We start from the raw sequence: 18,589 nt of genomic DNA on the forward strand, positions 1-18,589 counted from the left end.
AAAGGCAATCGAGTGAGCCTTCAGCCGCGGTCATCCGGGGCATGAACACTCAGGTCTACCCAGATGGTTTTGAGCTCTGTGTACTGGTCGTGGGCATGGATGGAGTTGTCACGACCACCAAAGCCCGACTGTTTGTACCCGCCAAAGGGCGTCGTAATATCCCCTTCGCCAAAGCAGTTCACTGTTACTGTCCCCGCCCGGATCGCCCGGGCCGCACGAAGGGCCTTGGCGGCATTGGCGGAGAAGACCGACGCCGCCAGTCCGTATTCCGTGTCATTGGCGATGGCAATGGCCTCGTCGTAACTGCTCACGGTGATGACCGACAGCACCGGTCCGAAGATTTCCTCACGGGCCAAGGCATCCTCCGGGCTGACGCCGTCAAAGATCGTTGGGAGAATGTAGATACCGTCTTTGGTCTCACCACCCAGAACCACCTCGTGGCCCGCCGCCTTACCCTGCTCCAGATAGCCGGCGACCTTGGCAAAGTGCCCGGAATCGATCATGGCCCCCAACTGGTTGGCCGGGTCCAGCGGATCGCCAATCTGCCACTCGGCGGCAAGCGCCTTGATCCGGGCAAGCAGCTCATCCTTGATACCTTCATGAACGATGAGCCGAGACCCGGCAGAACAGTTTTCGCCCATGTTCCAGAACGCCGCGGCGCATACCTGTTCGGCGACGTAATCCAGGTTTTCAGCGTCGTCCAGCACAATGCAGGGATTCTTACCACCGAGCTCCAGCACCACCTTTTTCAGGTTGCTGTCCGCGGCGTAGCGCAGGAAACGGCGGCCGGTATCCGTCGAGCCGGTGAACGCGACCATATCAACGTCCATGTGCTTGCCCAGGGGTTCACCGACATCGCGACCGCTTCCGGTCACAATATTGAACACCCCGTCCGGTACCCCTGCCTGGCTCGCCAGCTCGGCGATGCGCAGGGCCGTGAGCGTGGTCTGGGCCGCCGGCTTGATCACCAGTGAACACCCGGCCGCCAGCGCGGGCCCGATCTTCCAGGCCAACATCAGCAGAGGGAAGTTCCACGGGAGCACGGCGCCGACCACCCCAATGGGTTCCCGGACAATCAAAGAGACGGCGTCATTGCCAACCGGGGCCGTTTGATCGTAAATCTTGTCAATGGCTTCGGCGTGCCAGGCGACGGTGTGGGTGAACTCGGGCACATCAATGGTTTCGCAGTCCGCAATGGGCTTGCCCGAATCCAGGCTCTCCATCACCGCAAGCTCGTGGCGATACTCCGTCACCAATCGGCAAAAGTTCAGGAGCACGTCTTTCCGTTCGGTCGGATGCAGTTTGCTCCATCGACCATCCTCGAACGCCTCACGGGCTTTGGCCACGGCGAAGTCAACGTCGTCGGAATTGCACGCGGCGATCTGCGCGAGCACTTCCCCCGTTGCCGGATTCGTTGAGGTGAAGGTCTTCCCGCTCAATGCCGGCCGGAAGCTGCCGTCAATAAAGCTCTGGGTCGGTACCGTCAAACCGGACGCGATTTTTTGATAGTCCTCGAGCGACAGAAGGTCGGCCATGATTCAGCCCTCCCGAACGGCGCTGGCCGATTCATGCTGAATGCGTGCAACCGTTTCCTTGAGTTCGGCGACAACGCCGGACATGGCCTGCTTCTCGTCCTCACTCAGTCCAAGCAGAGGCTTGCGAACCTGGCCGGCGTTGCGGCCACCGAGGGTCACGCCGTGCTTCACGCTCTGGATAAATTTCCCACCCTGCTCCAGTACGTGCATCAGCGGCATCATGGCCGCCATGATGCGACGCCCCTTGGCAAAATCGTTCTCAAGGACGCAGGCGCGGTAGAGCGCCAGGTGCTCTTCGGGCAGGAAATTGGAGCCGGCGCAAACCCAGCTCTTGGCACCCCAGGCAAAGAACTCCAGGGCCTGGTCGTCCATACCGCAGGCGACCTGAATGCCGGGGTAATCCTGCATCAGCATGTGCAGGCGATTGATGTCGCCGGAACTCTCTTTGATGCCGCAAATGTTTTTCGACTCGCTCAGCTCATCGAAAAACTCCTTTTCCATGTTGATACCCATTCGGTCGGGGTAGTTGTAGAGCATGATGGGGAGATCGGCGACGGCGTCGATGGATTTCGCGTGCTGGGCGAGTTCGTGCTGTGTGGGCAGGGAGTACGGAGGTGTGGCAACCAGAAGCGCATCCGCGCCGTGCTTGGCGCCATCTTCAGCCAGTTTCAGGGACGCGGTCGGATCAATGGACCCGGTCCCAAAAACGATCTGGGCGTTGCCGGCGCCGATGTCACGCGCAATTTTAAGAAGCTCAACCCGCTCTTGATGACTTTCAACGTAGTATTCACCGGTGGTGCCGCCAATCATCAAGCCGTGAACGCCTGATTCCACCAGGTAGCGTACCTGGGCGGAGTAAGCCTCGAAATCGATCGAAGCGTCCTCTTTGAACGGAGTAATAACGGGGGTACAGATTCCTTCGAATTGCATGACTATCACCTTCGTTTGCATTGTTTTTACAGAACCGGCTATGGGGAGAACCCATTGATTCCAAGTAAAAAAATGATAACGACGGTGATTGATTGGCCACAATCAACCTTTTTTCCCGGGAAAACATAACCTCAGGTTATCGGGCGCTTCCGATTCCGGACGGTCAACTGGCAATAAAAGTGGGCTCCCTGCTCACGATGTCGAGCAACCATTGCCTGAACTCCGCCAGGGAATGCTGATTGGCATCCGTCTCGCGGTAGGCCAGGTAATGCTGTTTCTCCCGGTAGGCCACCTCGAGGTCGCCGACCCTGACCAGTTGCCCGCTCTCCATCATGGGCGCCACCAAGTGGTTCCATCCCAAGCTGACCCCCTGGTTGTTGATGGCCATCGAGATCAGCATGTTGTAGTCATTCGCGTGAAAAACGTGGTTGCCGGACTTGGCCGAAAGATTAATGTCCACTCCGAAGCTGCTGAACCACACGCCCCAGTCCACATGCTCCGCGATTTGCGACCGGCCGTAGGGGCTCAGATTCAGCAAGGTCGACTCCTGCAGACCTTCCAGGGAGGTAATTTCGGGGTTGTTCCGCAAATAGTCGGGGGAGCAGATCGGATAAACCAGGTCGTAGAACAGCGGGACTGAATGGTAGCCTTCCGGGCATTCGCCAACCTTGTTGATGAACGCATCCGGGCGAATACCAGGCTCGAGATTCAGGAAGTTGTTCGTGGCGATGACATTGATATCAATGTCAGGGTTTACGGAGAAGAATTCTGGCAACCGACGTGACAGCCACATCGAAGAAAAGGCGGTGGAGCAGCAGATGCTCAATTCCTTCTTCTGTTTGCCCTGATGTTTGATCCGTTGCGCGGCCTGGGTGATGTTTACAAAAGACAGATAAGCGGCATCGTAGAAAATGACTCCCGCCTCGGTGAGTTCCACCGCCCGCCCGGTCCTCTTGAAGAGGGCGACGCCCAGCGAGTCCTCAAGCTCCCGAATCTGACGACTGATCGCTGCTTGGGTCACACACAGTGCCTCGGCCGCCCGGGTGAAGCTCTGGTACTTGGCCGCTGCGACAAATGACTTCACGGCCCTCAGGGAGGGTGTGCTCAGCAGGATTTGATCAGGCTGCACGGGGGTCGTCATCAGGGTTCACCAGTCACTCATTGTTGTGTAGCTCGGGGTCGAACGGCCCCGGATCCCCATATGCTCCATTCATCGGCCAGCGCTGTCCACTGCCGAAAGCCTCACTCGTCCATGCCCAGGCATTGTTCCCGCTCATCCAGCCCTTGATTAATTGTTCCTGATGGCGCCGCTGGGCACTGGATTCCGAGAAGTTTGCCCCGCACCCCCTTCTCCGGCAAAAATACCGGCACCCTTTACACAAGACGCCCCCATAACCCAAGACGCACCCATGACACCAACCGCTGCCACGCCATCCGCTGCCCCGAAAGCCACCCTGGCCATACTGCTGGTCCTGTACGTGGCCCAGGGTCTGCCGTCCGGGCTGTTTGCCCATGCGCTGCCGGTATTCTGGCGCGAGGCCGGCGTCAGCCTGGCCTGGATTGGCGCCTTGAAGCTGCTGGCGCTGCCCTGGATTCTGAAAGTGCTGTGGGCGCCACTGGTGGATGCCAGCCTGAGACGGGTGTCTCCGGCACGCTGGGTGGTCGGTCTGCAGTTGTTCGCGGCGCTGTGTCTGGTGGGTCTTGGAGCGGTCGGCCTGGTCCCGGACAGTGGCTGGTTTCCGGTGACCCTGGCCGCGATTCTGATCACCAACCTGCTGATGGCCACCCAGGACATCGTCACCGATGGCCTGGCCGTGCGCAAGATAGCCCCGCACTGGCGCGGGGTCGCCAACACGTTTCAGGTAGCCGGCTACAAGATCGGCATGCTGGCCGGCGGTGCCTGCCTGCTGATTCTGGCCCGCCACCTGGATACCCAGACCGCGCTGTTGGTGCCCGCCAGCCTGCTGGTCCTGTTGGTGATACTGATCGCGCGCTCGCCCGCCTTGGCCGAACGCAACGCTGCCACGGACACGCCCGAGTCGACCGGTCAGTCCCTGACGGCCGCCTTCACCGGATTGATCCGTCAGCCCGGCGCCCTGTTCTGGCTGGCGATCGTGGCCTGCTACAAGATTGGCGACGCCCTCGGCTCGGGCATGGTCCGGCCCATGCTCACCGACGGTGGCTGGGCCACGGACGCCATCGGCACCTTTACCCTGGTCACCACGCTGGTGGGCCTGGCCGGTGCCGCCCTCGGCGGCTGGCTCTACACCCGCCTGGGTGGCCGGCGCAGCCTGATCTGGGCGGGGCTGGCACAAGCGCTGACCATGGCCGGCTGGGGTCTGGTTGCGGTGTACGGCACCGGTGGCAGCCTGGTGTATGGCGTCGGCGTGGCCGAACAGCTGGCCGATGGTGCCTCCACCGTGGTGCTGTTCGCGATGATGATGAACCTCTGCCGTCAGCAATGGGCCGGCACCGATTTTACCCTGCAGGCTTCGCTGCAGGTGGTGTTTGCCGGCCTCTTCGGGTTACTCGGCGGCGGCGTCGCCGACCTGGCCGGTTACGCTGCGCTGTTCCTCGCCGCCGGCATCAGTGGTTTGGTGGTGGTTCTGCTCTACGCCGCCCACACGCTCACCACCTTGAAAATCCGCGGCGATGGCCGGATAGACTCTCCATAGCACGCGCTTTCCTGAACCGGATCGAGAATTACTATGTCTCTGAAATACCGAATTATTCCCGTCACACCCTTTCAACAGAACTGTTCCCTGATCTGGTGTGAGGCGACCAAACGCGCCGCGGTGGTGGACCCGGGCGGCGATCTGGACCGGATATTGGCCGCGGTGAAGGAGGAAGGCGTCACCGTCGAGAAGATCCTGCTGACCCACGCCCACATCGATCACGCCGGCGGTACCGCCGATCTGGCCCGCCAATTGACGGTGCCGATCGAGGGCCCTCACCAGGACGACAACTTCTGGATCCAGGGCCTGCCGCAACAGGCCCAGATGTTCGGGTTCCCCGCGCCGGACGTGTTCACCCCGGATCGCTGGCTCGAACACACCGACACTGTGACCGTGGGCGATCAGACCCTGGCGGTGCTGCACTGCCCCGGCCACACGCCGGGCCACGTGGTGTTCTTTCACCGTGACTCCGGTTTGGCGCTGGTTGGCGATGTGCTGTTCCACGGCTCGATCGGCCGCACCGACTTCCCCAAAGGCGATCACGCCACCCTGATCCGCTCGATCAAGGATCGGCTGTTTCCGCTCGGGGACGAGGTGGCCTTTGTCCCCGGCCACGGCCCCATGTCCACCTTCGGCCAGGAGCGAGCAACCAATCCGTTCGTGTCTGACCACCGGGGCTGAGCGCCCCGGCACAACTGGCCCAAATCCTGCTTAGTCCTCTCCGGAACGATGGTTTTTCGGCAGCCTATGCCGCTCGCCGAGGGAGGATTCACAGCCGTGTCACTGTTAACGTCATTGATTCGCGCCAGCACACAGTTTCAACAGGCGCTGGACAAGCGTCCGGCGGCCGACGCCGCGGAGCGCGCCCAGGCCAAGGCCGAGCCGGCAGCGCCGCAGGCCGTGGGCAACCCGGGCGACGACCGGTTTACCCCCTCCGGGGACCAGGTCGCCGACCTGGCGGCGCTGAAATCGCGCAAACTGGCCATGGCCGACTACAAGCGATCGGTGGGGCAGGATCTTGCCTTTGTGAAGGAAACACTGCGGCACAAGCTTGCCGAGTACAATCTGCCGCCGGCCACGGCCTTGTCGGTGGACAAGAGCGACAGCGGTCGTATTCAGGTGGCCGGGGCCCCGACCGCCGACATCAAGACCCAGATCGAGAACGACCTGAATGTGAACAAGGGGTTCAAGGAGGCGTTCAGCCGGCTGAGCAGCACCGAACCCACGCTTCATTTCATGGACAATGCGCTCAAACTCAACCAGGCCTACGGCGTGAACAACTCGCTACTGGACACCCTGGTCAGCGAGAACGAGCAGTTCAATGGCCTGCAGGATCTGGTTCATCGCTACGACACCCTGCGCCGCTCCGCGGGTGCCGAAGGCTTTGAGGCCGCCACCAGCAACCGCGGTTACGCCCTCAATCTGAACGCCCAGGCCTGACACCTGAACGCGACCTAAACGTTGAACGGCGCCGGGTCGCCCTTGCCGACCCGGGTGACCACCGGCGCCTCGCCGGTGAAGTCCACCACCGTAGTGGCTTCCATGCCGCAAAACCCGCCATCAATGATCAGATCCAGCTCATGCTCCAGGGTTTCGCGGACCTCGTACGGGTCGGTCATGGGATCGGTTTCGCCTGGCAGAATCAGGGTGCTGCTCATGATGGGCTCACCCAGCTCGCCCAGTAACTCCTGGACAATGGCGTTGTCCGGCACCCGAACCCCGACCGTGCGGCGTTTTGGATGCAACAGCCGGCGCGGCACCTCGCTGGTGGCGTCGAGGATGAAGGTGTAGGGCCCGGGCGTGAAGTTCTTGAGCAACCGATACTGGGTGTTGTCGACCTTGGCGTAGACACCAATGTCCGAGAGGTCCCGGCACACCAGGGTGAAGTTGTGCTTCTCATCGAGCCGACGAATCCGCTTGATCCGGTCCGCGGCCTGTTTATCCCCCAGGTGGCAGCCGATGGCGTAGGCGGAATCGGTGGGATAGACGACGACGCCACCGCGCCGCAGGATGTCCACGGCCTGGTTGATCAGGCGCTTTTGCGGGGTTTCCGGGTGAATCTGGAAAAACTGGCTCATCAATGGTCTCCCTGGGCAGTCCGTGCCGCCATGGCCGGATCCTTCTTTGATCCCCCCATGCAATTGGGGGAATCCGGCGCGGCCTGGCCCGTGGCCTGCCATTCCTCCGGGGTGTACAGATGCAGCGCCAGCGCGTGCACTTCGCCGGCCAGCTCGTCGGACAGAATCTGGTAAATGGCCTGATGCCGTTTCACTTTCATCTGCCCCTGGAAATCCGGGGATACCAGGGTCACTTTGAAATGGGTTTCCGAATTGGGCGGTACGCTGTGTTTGTGACTCTCGTTCTCGACCGCCAGGATTTGCGCCTCGAAGGCCTCCGCCAGTTTGGTCTCGATTGCGTTCTGGATCTTCATGACTCACCACTGCTCCAATGGATTCTTTCCCTGCAGTCTACTACACATGGCAACCGCCACCCGAACCTTGACAGTAAAGAGGCAAAGCGCCACATTCCCCTGCCTATTCCAGCGCACGATTAATCATGCTCCTGTATATCGCCGAAAAACCCAGTCTCGGTCGCGCCATCGCCGCCGCCCTGCCCGGCCCTCATCAAAAAGGCCAGGGATGGATTCGCTGTGGCAACGGCGACACGGCCGCCACGGTCAGTTGGTGCATCGGTCACCTGCTGGAGCCGGCGGAGCCCGCGCGCTACAACCCGGCCTGGAAAAAGTGGCGCCAGGAAGACCTGCCCATGTTCCCGAAAAAATGGGAGGTCATGCCCAAGGACAGCGTGCGCCAGCAATTGAAGGTACTGGAGTCGTTGATCCGGCAGGCCAGCACCATCGTGCACGCGGGCGACCCGGACCGGGAAGGCCAGCTGCTGGTGGACGAGGTGCTGCGGTATTTCGGCGCGAACGTGCCGGTGCAGCGCATCCTGATCAACGACCTGAATCCGTCGGCGGTGGCCAAGGCCGTCCAAGCCCCGAGGGACAACCGGGAGTTCCGGCGCCTGTCCCATTCCGCCCTGGCACGCCAGCGCGCGGACTGGCTCTACGGCATCAACCTCACCCGTTTTTACACCCTGAGCTACCAGCAACAGGGCGAGCAGGGGGTGTACTCGGTGGGCCGAGTGCAAACACCGGTCCTGGGCCTGGTGGTGGAGCGCGACAACACCATCGAGCATTTCGAACCCAAACCCTACTTTCGCATTGAGGCCAGCTTTACCGCCCAGGAAGAGGATGCCGACCAGCGGCCCTTCACCGCTCGCTGGGTGCCGGACGAGCAATTCCAGGAGCATCTGGACGAGGAAAACCGGCTGCTGGATCGAGGCGTTGCCGAGCAGATTACCGCCGATGTCGAAGGCCGGCCGGGCACCGTGACCGAAGCCCGGTTCCGGGACCGCCCGGAACCACCGCCCCTGCCTTTGTCCCTGTCCGCCCTGCAGATCGAGGCCGGGCGTCTGTTCCGGATGGGTGCCAAGGAGGTGCTGGACACGGCCCAGAACCTGTACGAGCGCCACCAGTTGATCACCTACCCGCGTTCCGACTGCCGCTACCTGCCGGAGGGTCACTTTGCCCAACGTGAACAGGTGGTGCGCGCCATTGGCCGGGTGGCGCCGGACCTCGCCGAGGCCTGCGACCGTTCGGACCTCGGGCGCCGGACCGCCGCCTGGAACGACCAACAGGTGGACGCCCACCACGCCATCATTCCCACCAGTCGGCCGTCGGCCAAGGGCCAGCTGAGCCCGGCCGAGGCCAACATCTACGGTCTGATCAGTCGCTACTATCTGATGCAGTTCGCGGCCGACGCCGTGCATCGGGAAGGTCGACTCACGGTGCGGGTGGCGCACCATCAGTTCCGGGCCACCGAAACCGCAGTGCTGGAGCCGGGCTGGAAAACCCTGGAACTGAAAAAGCGGGAGAGCCGGAACGAGCCCCAGAAGGCACCGCTGCCCCGGCTCGACAAGGGTGAGCCGGTGTTCTGCGGCGAAACCCGGATCGCCGAGCGGAAAACCCAGCCGCCCCAGCACTTCACCGACGCCACCCTGCTGTCGGCGATGACCAACATCGCGCGCTTCGTGACCGACCCGGAGCTGCGCAAAACCCTGCGGGAAACCGATGGTCTGGGGACCGAAGCGACCCGGGCCGCCATCATCGACACCCTGTTCAAACGGGATTACCTGTTCCGGGACAGTCGCCACATTCGCGCCACCGAAAAAGGCAAGGCGCTGATCGGCGCCCTGCCGGAATCGGTCAGCAAACCCGACCGCACCGCGGTCTGGGAAGCCTCACTCGAGACCATTCGTCGCGGCGAGGGCGATCCCCGGGCCTTCCTGGACACCCTCAAGCAGGAGGTGCGCGGCTTCATCCAGCGCCCCGCCGGCGAACGCCCGGCGCCAACGGCGGACTCCTCAAACGCCGAACAGGTGCACTGCCCCAAGTGCCGCGCCCCGATGACCGAAAGGGACGGCAAGTTCGGGCGGTTTTTTGCCTGCACCCGGTATCCGAGCTGCCGTGGCACCCGCCCGCTCGAGGACGACGCCCCGCGCGACGGAACCGGCGAAAAGCCCATTCCCTGCCCCCACTGTTTTTCGCCCCTGGTAAGGCGGAAAGGCAAGAAAGGCTGGTTCTGGGGCTGCAGTAATTTCCCCGCCTGCCGACAAACATTGAACGACGACGATGGAAAACCGGCACTTCGTTTACGCAAGACTACATAACGATACTGAACGCACCGCCAGGTTTTGTGATAATTGCTTGATATCGCTGGGCAGTCCGTCTGACGCCCAGGTGCCCGCAAGCACGATTGGACAGTCAGTAAAGCCCGTGAAGAAAGGAACACTCGTTGCAGCACCGACCCTGGGAGAGGCCTGATGCGCATTGCCTTGCTTGAAGACGAATACGAACAGGCCCAGCACGTTCAAGCGATGGTGTCGGAACGTGGCCATCAATGCGACTCCTTCCCCACCGGCCAGGCGTTCCTGAGCGCCGTCCTGCACCGCAGTTACGACCTGCTGATCCTCGACTGGCAGATTCCTGACATGACCGGCATCGACGTGCTGGAAAGCGTGCGGGCGCAACTGAACTGGCCGATCCCGGTGGTGTTCCTGACCCAGCGCGACAGCGAGGCCGACGTGGTGCACGCTCTGGACGCCGGTGCCGACGACTACCTGGCGAAACCGGCCCGCGCCGCCGAACTGGTGGCCCGCATCAACGCCCTGGCCCGACGCAGCAATCCCGACAGTGACAAGGAAGTGCTGAAGTACGGCCCATTCGAGGTCAACACCCAGCGCCGGGTCATTACCCTACATGGTGAAGAACTGACGCTCACCGACAAGGACTTCGACCTGACCCTGTTCCTGTTCCAGAACCAGGGCCGCCTGCTGACCCGGGAAATGTTGCTGGAACGGGTCTGGGGCCTGGCCCGGGACATCAACACCCGCACCGTGGACACCCACATGAGCCGGCTGCGCCGGCGCCTGGGCCTGAATCCGGAAAACGGTTTCCGCATCAAGACCATCTACCAGCGCGGGTACCGTCTGGAGTCCATGCAAGCCGGCGAATCGGCACCGGATTCCGACCTGGTGGAAACCAGCCGGGCCGCGAATGAATAAACCGCACCTGACACAGATCGTCCGAGGGCTGTGCGCGCCAGTCTTGCTGCTGGCTGCGCTGACCGCGAACGCCGAACTGTCCATCACCCAAGGCTCGGGTGCCGCGACCCCCATGGCCAGCCAGGCCGGGACCAGCGCACCCGACTGGCTGTACACCGTTCGAGCGGGCGAGACCTTCCAGCAGATCGCCGGAGAGCTGCTGGCCAAGGGCATCGCCCCTGCCCGTCTGCGGCAGTACAACACCCTGGATAAAGGCGCCGAGCTGAAAGAAGGCGACCGCCTTCGCATCCCCGTCCAGTGGCTCCAGCGCCAACCGGATCCGGCGCGGGTCACCACCGTGACCGGCACGGTCCGGATCAAAACCGGCGCCGACGGACGGACCCTGCCCCTGACTTCCAATACCCTGATCCGCGTTGGCGACGAACTGATCTCCGCCGCCGGCTCGGCCACCATTGCCCTGGCCGACGGTTCCGAAGTACGCCTGTCCCCAGACTCCCGGCTGGTCTTCAACCGGCTGACCCAGTACGGCAAGTCGGGCATGGTGGACACGCGCCTGCGGCTGAACAAGGGCGAGGTTCACACCCGGGTCCGGCCGGTGATCGAGGGCGGCGCCCGTTTTGAGATCGAGACCCCGTCGGCCGTGGCCGCGGTCCGGGGCACCGCCTTTGCCCTGCAAACCTCCGCCGACGGCACCCGACTGCAGGTTACTGAAGGCGTTGTGGATTTTGGCGCGCCGGGGAAAACCCGCCGCATTCCCGCCGGCTACAGCGCCACGCTGACCAGCAACCCGGGCCTGTCCATTCGGCGCATGCCGCCGGCGCCCACGGTCAATCCGTTGGCTCCTACCCTGACAAAACTGCCAGCAACGCTGACCTGGGCCGACAGCCAGGCACCCCAGCATCGACTGGACATTTTTGAGGCGGACAGTGGCCGCTGGGTGGAGAGCCGAAAGCTGGAAGGCAATGAGTTCAACATCAGCCTGCTGGATAATGGCGACTACGAAATTCACCTGGCGGCCCTCACCACTCGTGGCACCGTGGGCATGCCGGCGGTCATACCGGTCGAGGTCGATCTGCAGGCCAAGCCGGCGACGCTGCTGGCGCCCGGGGCCGACGAGACCGCCAACGACGACATGCCCGAGTTCCGCTGGCGTCTGAACGGCCAGAATGAAATAGCGCGGGTCGAGATTGCCGAGGACGACAGTTTCCGGGAACCGGTGACCACCAGCGAATGGGCGCCGGAGACCTCTGCCCTGCCGCTTCGACCGCTCGCCCCCGGGCAGTATTACTGGCGTGTCGTCACCGAGGCCGGCGGCAATTCGGTGGCCACCAGCGAGACCCGCCAGTTCCTGGTAAACGGCAGCCTGCCACCGGCCCGGATCATCAGCGTCAATTATGTCGACAGCCAGGTTCGGGTGTTCTGGGAGAAGGTGCGTACGGCCAAGGAATACCGGCTTCAGCTCTCTGAAGAGCCCGACTTCGAGAACATCATCAAGGAAGCTACACTGACCGATACCACCGCGGCCTTGCGCCTGATTCCCGGAAAACGGTATTTTGTGCGGCTGAAAGCGCTTTCAGACGGGCCCCTGACCAGCCGTTGGGGACCTGGGAGGGAACTCTACCTCGAGTAATCCATGGAACCACCGACACAGCGGGACTCATGAACCGGGATTGGATGCCTATCAAAACGACGCCCTGGACCATGGGCCTTATCCTGCTGACGCTGATTCTGCTGATCCAGACTACCGCACTCCCGGAACGCATCGACCGCTGGCTGTTTGATACCGCCAGCACCCACTACCCGGCTCCGGTCGCCGATGACGTGGTCATCGTCGCCATCGACGATATCAGCCTGGAGCGCCTCGGACGCTGGCCCTGGCCCCGCACCTACCACGCCAACCTGATCGAAAAACTGGACGCCGCCGGCGCCAGAACCATCGTGTTCGATGTGCTCTTCCCCGAACCGGCACCAGAAGACCGCCGGTTTGCCCGCGCCATGGCCGAGCACGGCAATGTCATAGTGCCGCTGCACCTGTCGCCCCCCACCGCCAACTATCTGCTCAGCGAACAGCTGCCCAACGCCACGCTGGTGTCAGCCGCCGCCCGGCTCGGCCACGCCCACGTGGAGCTGGATGCCGACGGCGTGGCGCGGGGCCTGTATCTGCTCAATGGCCTGGGCAGCACCTTGTGGCCGAGCCTGGCTCTGGCCGCCCACACCTCGACGCAGACAGGCGCTACCGATTACCAGGCGCCTTCCTTCGTCAACGTGCGCGACCGATACCGCACCGTGCCTCTGGCCGGCGGGGCGGGCACCGTTCCGACCCATTCCTACAGCCAGGTGCTCCAACAGCCGCCGGCGCCAGCCACCTTTGCCGGCAAGACCGTCTTCGTTGGCGCCACCGCCGCCGGCCTGGGGGATGTATTGCCGACGCCCTTCTCCGGTTTGAGCCGGCCGATGTCCGGAGTGGAGTTCCAGGCCAATACCTATTCCGCCCTGAGCCAGGACCTGCTGATCCGCCCGGCACCGCCCTGGGTAACACCGATGGTGATCCTGGCCACGGTGATACTGCTGTCGCTGGTGCTGCCCCGCATGCGCCCGACCCGAACCCCCATCGTCTGCCTGCTCACGCTCGTTGCGGTGCTCGGCCTGTTCCTGGTCGGACTCTTTGCCGGGCAGGTCTGGGTGCCGGTCGCCTCGGCCCTGCTGGCGCCCATGCTGGCGTTCCCCCTGTCCAGTGGCTTCCGGTTGGCCATGACCAACCGCTTTCTGAACCGGCAACTGGACGACCTCGCCCGGAGCCCCCACGTGGCAGTCCCGGAACCTGCGCGCCGTCATCCCAACCAGTTGCTCGAACACTTTCGCGAGCTGTTCCAGCCCGACGGCTGGCTGCTGTGTGAAGATCAGGTTGTCCTGGCCCGGCAGGGACTGGAGCCGGACGACATTCCCACGCATCTGGCCGCCGGGCGCTGGCACCACCTGAACAACCACAGCTGGATTCGCCTGGTGCGCGGGCAGAGCGATTTTATCCTGGGTCTCAAGCTGCCCAACGATCTCAGCCGCGAGGCCATCCAGCGCTACCTGAGACGCCTGCACCTTGAGCCCGGCGAAGCCCGACACCGCGCTGACAAGCCCCGGGAAAACATCTCCGCACGCATCGAACGGGTGCGGGTCGCCACCGACCGGCTGAACCGGATGCAACAGTTCATCCGCCACAGCTTTGAACGCATGCCCGACGGCATCATCGTGACCGACGAGCTGGGGGTGATCCGTTTCGCCAATGGCCACATCGAGGAGTGGTTCCAGGAGCCGATGCCCAGCCTGAGCGGGCTGCCCCTGACCCGCCTGCTCGAGGGCCACGACCCGCGAGAGACACCGCCGTGGCATGAAACCGTGTCCGAGACCCTGACCCTGCAACAGAGCCGGACCGTGGACCTGCGCATTCACAACAAGGACTTCCTCATCCACTTTGCCCCGTTCGCGCTGCCGGACAGCGACCAGCACGGCATCATCGCCAACATTTCCGACATTTCGGAGTTGCGCGAGCAACAGCGCCAGCACCGTGAGGCCATCGATTTCATCTCCCACGATGTGCGCTCGCCCCTGGTGTCCCAGCTCGCCCTGATCGAGCAGTTGAAGCGGGATCCCAGCCACATCGACCAGGCGCAGCTGGAGCAGCTGGGGCGACTGGCGCGGCGCAGTTACCACCTGGCAGAAGAGTTCGTGCAATTGGCCCGCGCCGAACAACTGACGGAAACCCGGTTCTACGAGTGCGAATTTCTGGCGATCGTGGAGAATGCCCGGGACAGTGTCAGTGAACAGGCGGCCGAAAAAGGCATTGGACTCCACCTGCAGGGCACCGAGGATCTCTGGCTGCGCGGCAATGCCGAGCTGCTCGAGCGAGCCGTCATCAACCTGCTGACCAACGCTGTGCAATACAGTCCGGCGGGAACCGCCATCGACATTCAGGTCTTTCGGGCCGGCCACCAGGCCTGCCTGACAATCGGGGATGAAGGCAGCGGCATCGATGCCGACGAACTACCCCACCTTTTTGACCGGTATCGGCGTCAAAAACGCAGCGAATTAACCGGTGTACGGGGTACAGGACTGGGCCTGTCGTTTGTGAAGATTGTGGTGGAGAAACACCGGGGGGAAATATCGGTGGCTTCGACACCCGGCAAAGGCTCGACCTTCACCCTGAAGCTTCCGATCGCCGATCCCCTGGCCTGAGACTGCGTTTCTTCAGGCCGGCGGGGCACTCGACGGTTACGATTGGACGGACTTGCTGACGACGTCCGACGGCTCGCTGATCAGACCGTTGGTGTCCTGCACCTGAATGGTGAAGTACCAGGTGCCATTCTCCAGCCCACCGATCTGGTAAGACATCTCAGACTCGGACTGGGCGTTGGACACCACCACCTCTTCGCTCAGGTTCTCTGAATCCTGGCCATACCGAATCACATACTTGTCCAGCTCACCCATGGGGATGCTCTCGCCGTTCACCCGGGTCAGGGGCGCATTCCAGCTCAACACCGCGGTGCGCTCATCCACCGGCCCCAGACTGCCGCCAGCGCTGGCCGAACCACCCGCTGAACCTGAACTGCCAGAGCCACCACCGCCGCAGCCAGTGAGAAGAGCTCCGATAACAAACGCGGCGATCCATACCTTTGACATTTTGCTGACGCGCTTCATCATTTTGTGCACCACTTTTTCGTCGTGAATGTGAAATTGTATAAAACGTGGTCGATCTTAAATGTGAGAAACGTCATCGTGCTAATTACAAAATGGTCAATTTTCCGTCAGTTTTGGGTAATGATTTGCCCCAGAGCCTTGTTATCCGGGCACTTTCCTGCCCGAAATGACAAGTCGGCCGGGGCCCCAGGGTACAAAAAGGCCAAGAAACAGGCGCACGCGGACACGGGTTTTAACAGAAAGTAACAAGGGAGGCGGGTGTTTCAGGGTCGAGGGACGTCGCTCTTCGGACACATACACGACGAAATAGCGTCAAAAGAGCATCACATCTTGAAGTCTGTCCGAGAATGACACAGGAATGCCGGAGTCAGGCGTCCACCAGACCCCGGTAGGCGCCGGACCGCGCCCCAGTGGGCGACGGTTCGCGGCGGCGAGCGCTCAGTCGGCGCCTGGGGCGGCGAGGTTGCGGTATTGCCCTTTGAAATACAGCAAGGGCTGGGAGGCAGCTGCTTCTGGCAAGTTCAACGCTTTCACTTCACCAATCACGATCAGGTGATCCCCGGCGGCGTGTTCGGCGTGTATCTCGCAATCCAGCCAGTGAAGGGAGCCATCAATGATCGGATTACCCAGCGGCGATTCCTGCCGGTCGACACCGTGCCACTTGTCCGCGCTTTGCCGGGCAAACTGATTGGAAATACGGACCTGCTCACCCGACAGGATGTTGACTGCGAATCGACCCGCCCGACGAATCTTGGGGTAGCTGTAGGAGCTGGACATCACGCTGAATGACACCAGCGGCGGGTTCGTGGACACGCTGTAAAACGACTGGCAGGTGAAGCCTATGGGCTCGCCATCCACATCGGATGTGATCACCGTGATACCGGAAGCGTAGTGCCCCAGCGCGTCGCGGAAACGCTGGGGATCGATCGTGGTTTGAGGATGTAGCATGGTGGGTCCAACCCTAGCTTGAGAGTTCTCTGCGGACGATGTCCGCACCGGCACTCAAGGCGCTCAACTTGCCGCGCGCAACGTCACGGGACAAGGGCGCCATGCCACAGTTGGTGCTCGGATAGAGCTTGTCGGCATCGACAAACTGCAGCGCTTTTCGAAGTGTGGCCGCCACCTCCTCCGGCGTTTCAATGGTGTTGGTAGCCACATCAATGGCGCCCACCATCACTTTTTTGCCTCGGATCAGTTCGATCAGGTCCATGGGAACCCGGGAGTTCTGGCATTCCAGTGAAATGAGATCGATGTTGGACGCCTGGAGTTTGGGGAAGATTTCTTCGTACTGGCGCCACTCGGACCCCAACGACTTTTTCCAATCCGTGTTGGCCTTGATGCCATAGCCGTAGCAGATGTGAACGGCGGTCTCACACGTGAGCCCTTCAATCGCCCGCTCCAGAGCGGCAATGCCCCAGTCATTGACCTCGTCGAAAAACACATTGAACGCGGGCTCGTCGAATTGGATGATATCGACACCGGCCGCCTCCAATTCCCTGGCTTCCTGATTGAGGATTTTGGCGAATTCCCAGGCCAGTTGTTCACGGCTCTTGTAATGAGCGTCGTAAAGCGTGTCGATCATCGTCATGGGACCTGGCAGGGCCCATTTTATCGGCTGTTCGGTTTGCTGGCGCAGGAACCTGGCATCTTCAACAAAAACCGGCTTTTGTCGACTGACAGCACCCACAACCGTCGGCACACTCGCATCGTAACGGTCACGAATTCTAACGGTCTCACGCTTCTCGAAATCAACGCCGTCGAGGTGCTCGATAAACGTCGTTACGAAGTGTTGGCGCGATTGCTCACCGTCGCCGACAATATCGAGACCCGCCTGTTGCTGTTCGTGCAGCGACAACCGCAGGGCATCCTGTTTACCATCCAGTAATTCCCCACCCTGCAGTTTCCACGGTGACCACAGGGTCTCGGGCTGCGCCAGCCAGGAGGGTTTGGGCAAACTGCCCGCCGTTGACGTTGGCAATAGTCGTTTCATAATCAATTCCGTTCTATCTTCTGTTCATTATCGGGCGGACTGAGCGGACCACTGCTCGAGCATCGCCTGGTAAGGTTCGATGAATTTCTCCTGGGCAAACTTGCCCTGTTCAATAGCCAGGCGGCCTCGTTCTTCCCGGTCGTAATCGATCCGGATCAAGGAATAATCCGGGTGCTTCAGGCTTGGCTGGAAGCACTGCCCTGCAACAGAGTTGGCGTTGTAGATCTCGGGCCGGTAGATCTTCTGAAAGGTTTCCATCGTGCTGATGGTGCTGATCAACTCAAGATTGGTGTAATCATTGAGCAGGTCGCCCGAGAAATAAAACGCCAAGGGCGCGGCACTGTTGGGCGGCATGAAATACCGAACCTGCAGCCCCATCTTCCTGAAATACTGTTCGGTCAAAGACGACTCATTGGGCTGGTACTCAACACCCAACACGGGATGCTGGTTTTCGGTTCTCTGATAAATCTTGTTTTCCGAAACACTGAGACAGATGACCGGCGGCTTCTTGAAATGCTCTTTGTAGGCGCTCGAATTCACGAAGCTCTGGAAGAGCTTGCCGTGCAGATCGCCAAAGTCATCCGGCACGCTGAATTCAGGCTTGTTCTGGTTGTGCTCCCGGAGCACCACGCTGAAATCATAATCCCGCAGGTACGAGGAAAAGTTATTGCCGACGATGCCTTGAATGCGGTCGCTGGTCTTGCGATCAACAATGGTCGTTTTCAATACCTCAATGGATGGGAAGGTATCGCCACTGCCTTCCGTACCGATCCTCATTTCGACAGAGATGATGTCCAGCTCAACAAAATAGCGATCCCCCTCTGGATTATCCCAATGCGCCAGGGCATTGAAACGATTGTCGATCATCCTCAAGGCGTTGCGCAGGTTCTCTCGGCGGTTCGCTCCTCTGGCCAAATTGGCAAAGTTCGTGGTGACCCGCGTGTTGTCTGAGGGCAGATAATGCTCGTCGAAGCGCGTACTTTTAACCGCAAATGTGAAATCGTCTTTCATCCCGTTCTTGCCACCTAATGTCTGAGATAAAACCTGGCTAGTTCTCGCAGCCCCAGGTGCTCTGTGCCTACTGGCGGGGCTGGGAATCCGCTGGCCTGTCTTATCGTGTTACCAACAGGTGTGTTTTATACCCG

At 61.5% G+C, this 18,589-nt stretch carries 16 protein-coding genes; 7 read left to right on the forward strand and 9 right to left on the reverse strand.

Annotation, left to right across the window (positions count from 1 at the left end; all coding sequences use genetic code 11):
- Positions 1-20 precede the first annotated feature (20 nt).
- From U5822_RS00220 to U5822_RS00230, 3 genes are all read right to left on the reverse strand, one after another.
- Positions 21-1,535: an aldehyde dehydrogenase gene (locus tag U5822_RS00220; RefSeq protein ID WP_322853617.1), complete on the reverse strand. Its 1,515-nt coding sequence runs from the start codon at positions 1,533-1,535 to the stop codon at positions 21-23.
- Positions 1,536-1,538: 3 nt separating this feature from the next.
- Positions 1,539-2,465, reverse strand: coding sequence for a dihydrodipicolinate synthase family protein (locus U5822_RS00225; RefSeq protein ID WP_322853618.1), 927 nt, complete (start codon positions 2,463-2,465; stop codon positions 1,539-1,541).
- 163 nt (positions 2,466-2,628) lie between these two features.
- Complete coding sequence (locus tag U5822_RS00230; protein WP_322853619.1) at positions 2,629-3,606, reverse strand: LysR family transcriptional regulator; 978 nt, start codon at positions 3,604-3,606, stop codon at positions 2,629-2,631.
- 268 nt (positions 3,607-3,874) lie between these two features.
- On the opposite strand from U5822_RS00230, the gene U5822_RS00235 reads away from it, so the two are divergent.
- The 3 genes from U5822_RS00235 (at position 3,875) to U5822_RS00245 (ending at position 6,580) form a co-directional block, all read left to right on the forward strand.
- Positions 3,875-5,140 (forward strand): MFS transporter, encoded by a 1,266-nt coding sequence (locus U5822_RS00235; protein ID WP_322853620.1) that lies wholly within the window; start codon positions 3,875-3,877, stop codon positions 5,138-5,140.
- Between the two features lie 33 nt (positions 5,141-5,173).
- A complete protein-coding gene (locus U5822_RS00240) occupies positions 5,174-5,821 on the forward strand; it encodes an MBL fold metallo-hydrolase (protein ID WP_322853621.1) in 648 nt (215 codons plus the stop codon).
- Positions 5,822-5,917: 96 nt separating this feature from the next.
- Complete coding sequence (locus U5822_RS00245; RefSeq protein ID WP_322853622.1) at positions 5,918-6,580, forward strand: hypothetical protein; 663 nt, start codon at positions 5,918-5,920, stop codon at positions 6,578-6,580.
- Positions 6,581-6,594: 14 nt separating this feature from the next.
- Here the strand turns inward: U5822_RS00245 and U5822_RS00250 are convergent, their stop codons facing one another.
- Entirely contained in the window at positions 6,595-7,218 is a 624-nt protein-coding gene (locus U5822_RS00250; protein WP_322853623.1) for an L-threonylcarbamoyladenylate synthase, read from the reverse strand.
- On the reverse strand, positions 7,218-7,571 hold the full coding sequence (locus U5822_RS00255; RefSeq protein WP_322853624.1) for a BolA family protein: 354 nt from the start codon (positions 7,569-7,571) through the stop codon (positions 7,218-7,220). The genes U5822_RS00250 and U5822_RS00255 overlap by 1 nt, the downstream gene beginning before the upstream one ends.
- A 125-nt stretch (positions 7,572-7,696) precedes the next feature.
- Between U5822_RS00255 and U5822_RS00260 the strand changes: the two genes are divergently transcribed.
- The 4 genes from U5822_RS00260 to U5822_RS00275 all read left to right on the forward strand — a co-directional run bounded on the left by U5822_RS00260 (position 7,697) and on the right by U5822_RS00275 (position 14,992).
- Positions 7,697-9,871 carry a DNA topoisomerase III gene (locus U5822_RS00260; RefSeq protein ID WP_322853625.1) on the forward strand — a complete coding sequence of 725 codons (2,175 nt, stop codon included), beginning with the start codon at positions 7,697-7,699 and terminating at the stop codon, positions 9,869-9,871.
- A gap of 153 nt (positions 9,872-10,024) precedes the next feature.
- Complete coding sequence (locus U5822_RS00265; RefSeq protein WP_322853626.1) at positions 10,025-10,765, forward strand: response regulator transcription factor; 741 nt, start codon at positions 10,025-10,027, stop codon at positions 10,763-10,765.
- A complete protein-coding gene (locus tag U5822_RS00270) occupies positions 10,758-12,395 on the forward strand; it encodes a FecR domain-containing protein (protein ID WP_322853627.1) in 1,638 nt (545 codons plus the stop codon). Before U5822_RS00265 ends, U5822_RS00270 begins: the two co-directional genes overlap by 8 nt.
- A 29-nt stretch (positions 12,396-12,424) precedes the next feature.
- The gene (locus U5822_RS00275) at positions 12,425-14,992 is read left to right on the forward strand and encodes a CHASE2 domain-containing protein (RefSeq protein WP_322853628.1); all 2,568 of its coding nucleotides are present in this window, start codon (positions 12,425-12,427) and stop codon (positions 14,990-14,992) included.
- A gap of 36 nt (positions 14,993-15,028) precedes the next feature.
- Here U5822_RS00275 and U5822_RS00280 read toward each other — a convergent pair whose 3' ends face one another.
- The 4 genes from U5822_RS00280 to U5822_RS00295 all read right to left on the reverse strand — a co-directional run bounded on the left by U5822_RS00280 (position 15,029) and on the right by U5822_RS00295 (position 18,455).
- Positions 15,029-15,436, reverse strand: a complete 408-nt coding sequence (locus U5822_RS00280; RefSeq protein ID WP_322853629.1) for a fibronectin type III domain-containing protein — start codon at positions 15,434-15,436, stop codon at positions 15,029-15,031.
- 456 nt (positions 15,437-15,892) lie between these two features.
- Positions 15,893-16,402, reverse strand: a complete 510-nt coding sequence (locus tag U5822_RS00285) for a flavin reductase family protein (protein ID WP_322853630.1) — start codon at positions 16,400-16,402, stop codon at positions 15,893-15,895.
- A 13-nt stretch (positions 16,403-16,415) separates the two neighbouring features.
- Entirely contained in the window at positions 16,416-17,444 is a 1,029-nt protein-coding gene (locus U5822_RS00290; RefSeq protein WP_322853631.1) for a methionine synthase, read from the reverse strand.
- A 27-nt stretch (positions 17,445-17,471) separates the two neighbouring features.
- Complete coding sequence (locus U5822_RS00295) at positions 17,472-18,455, reverse strand: DUF1852 domain-containing protein (RefSeq protein ID WP_322853632.1); 984 nt, start codon at positions 18,453-18,455, stop codon at positions 17,472-17,474.
- Positions 18,456-18,589 lie beyond the last annotated feature (134 nt).

This window comes from Marinobacter qingdaonensis (assembly GCF_034555935.1).
Lineage (GTDB): Bacteria > Pseudomonadota > Gammaproteobacteria > Pseudomonadales > Oleiphilaceae > Marinobacter > Marinobacter qingdaonensis.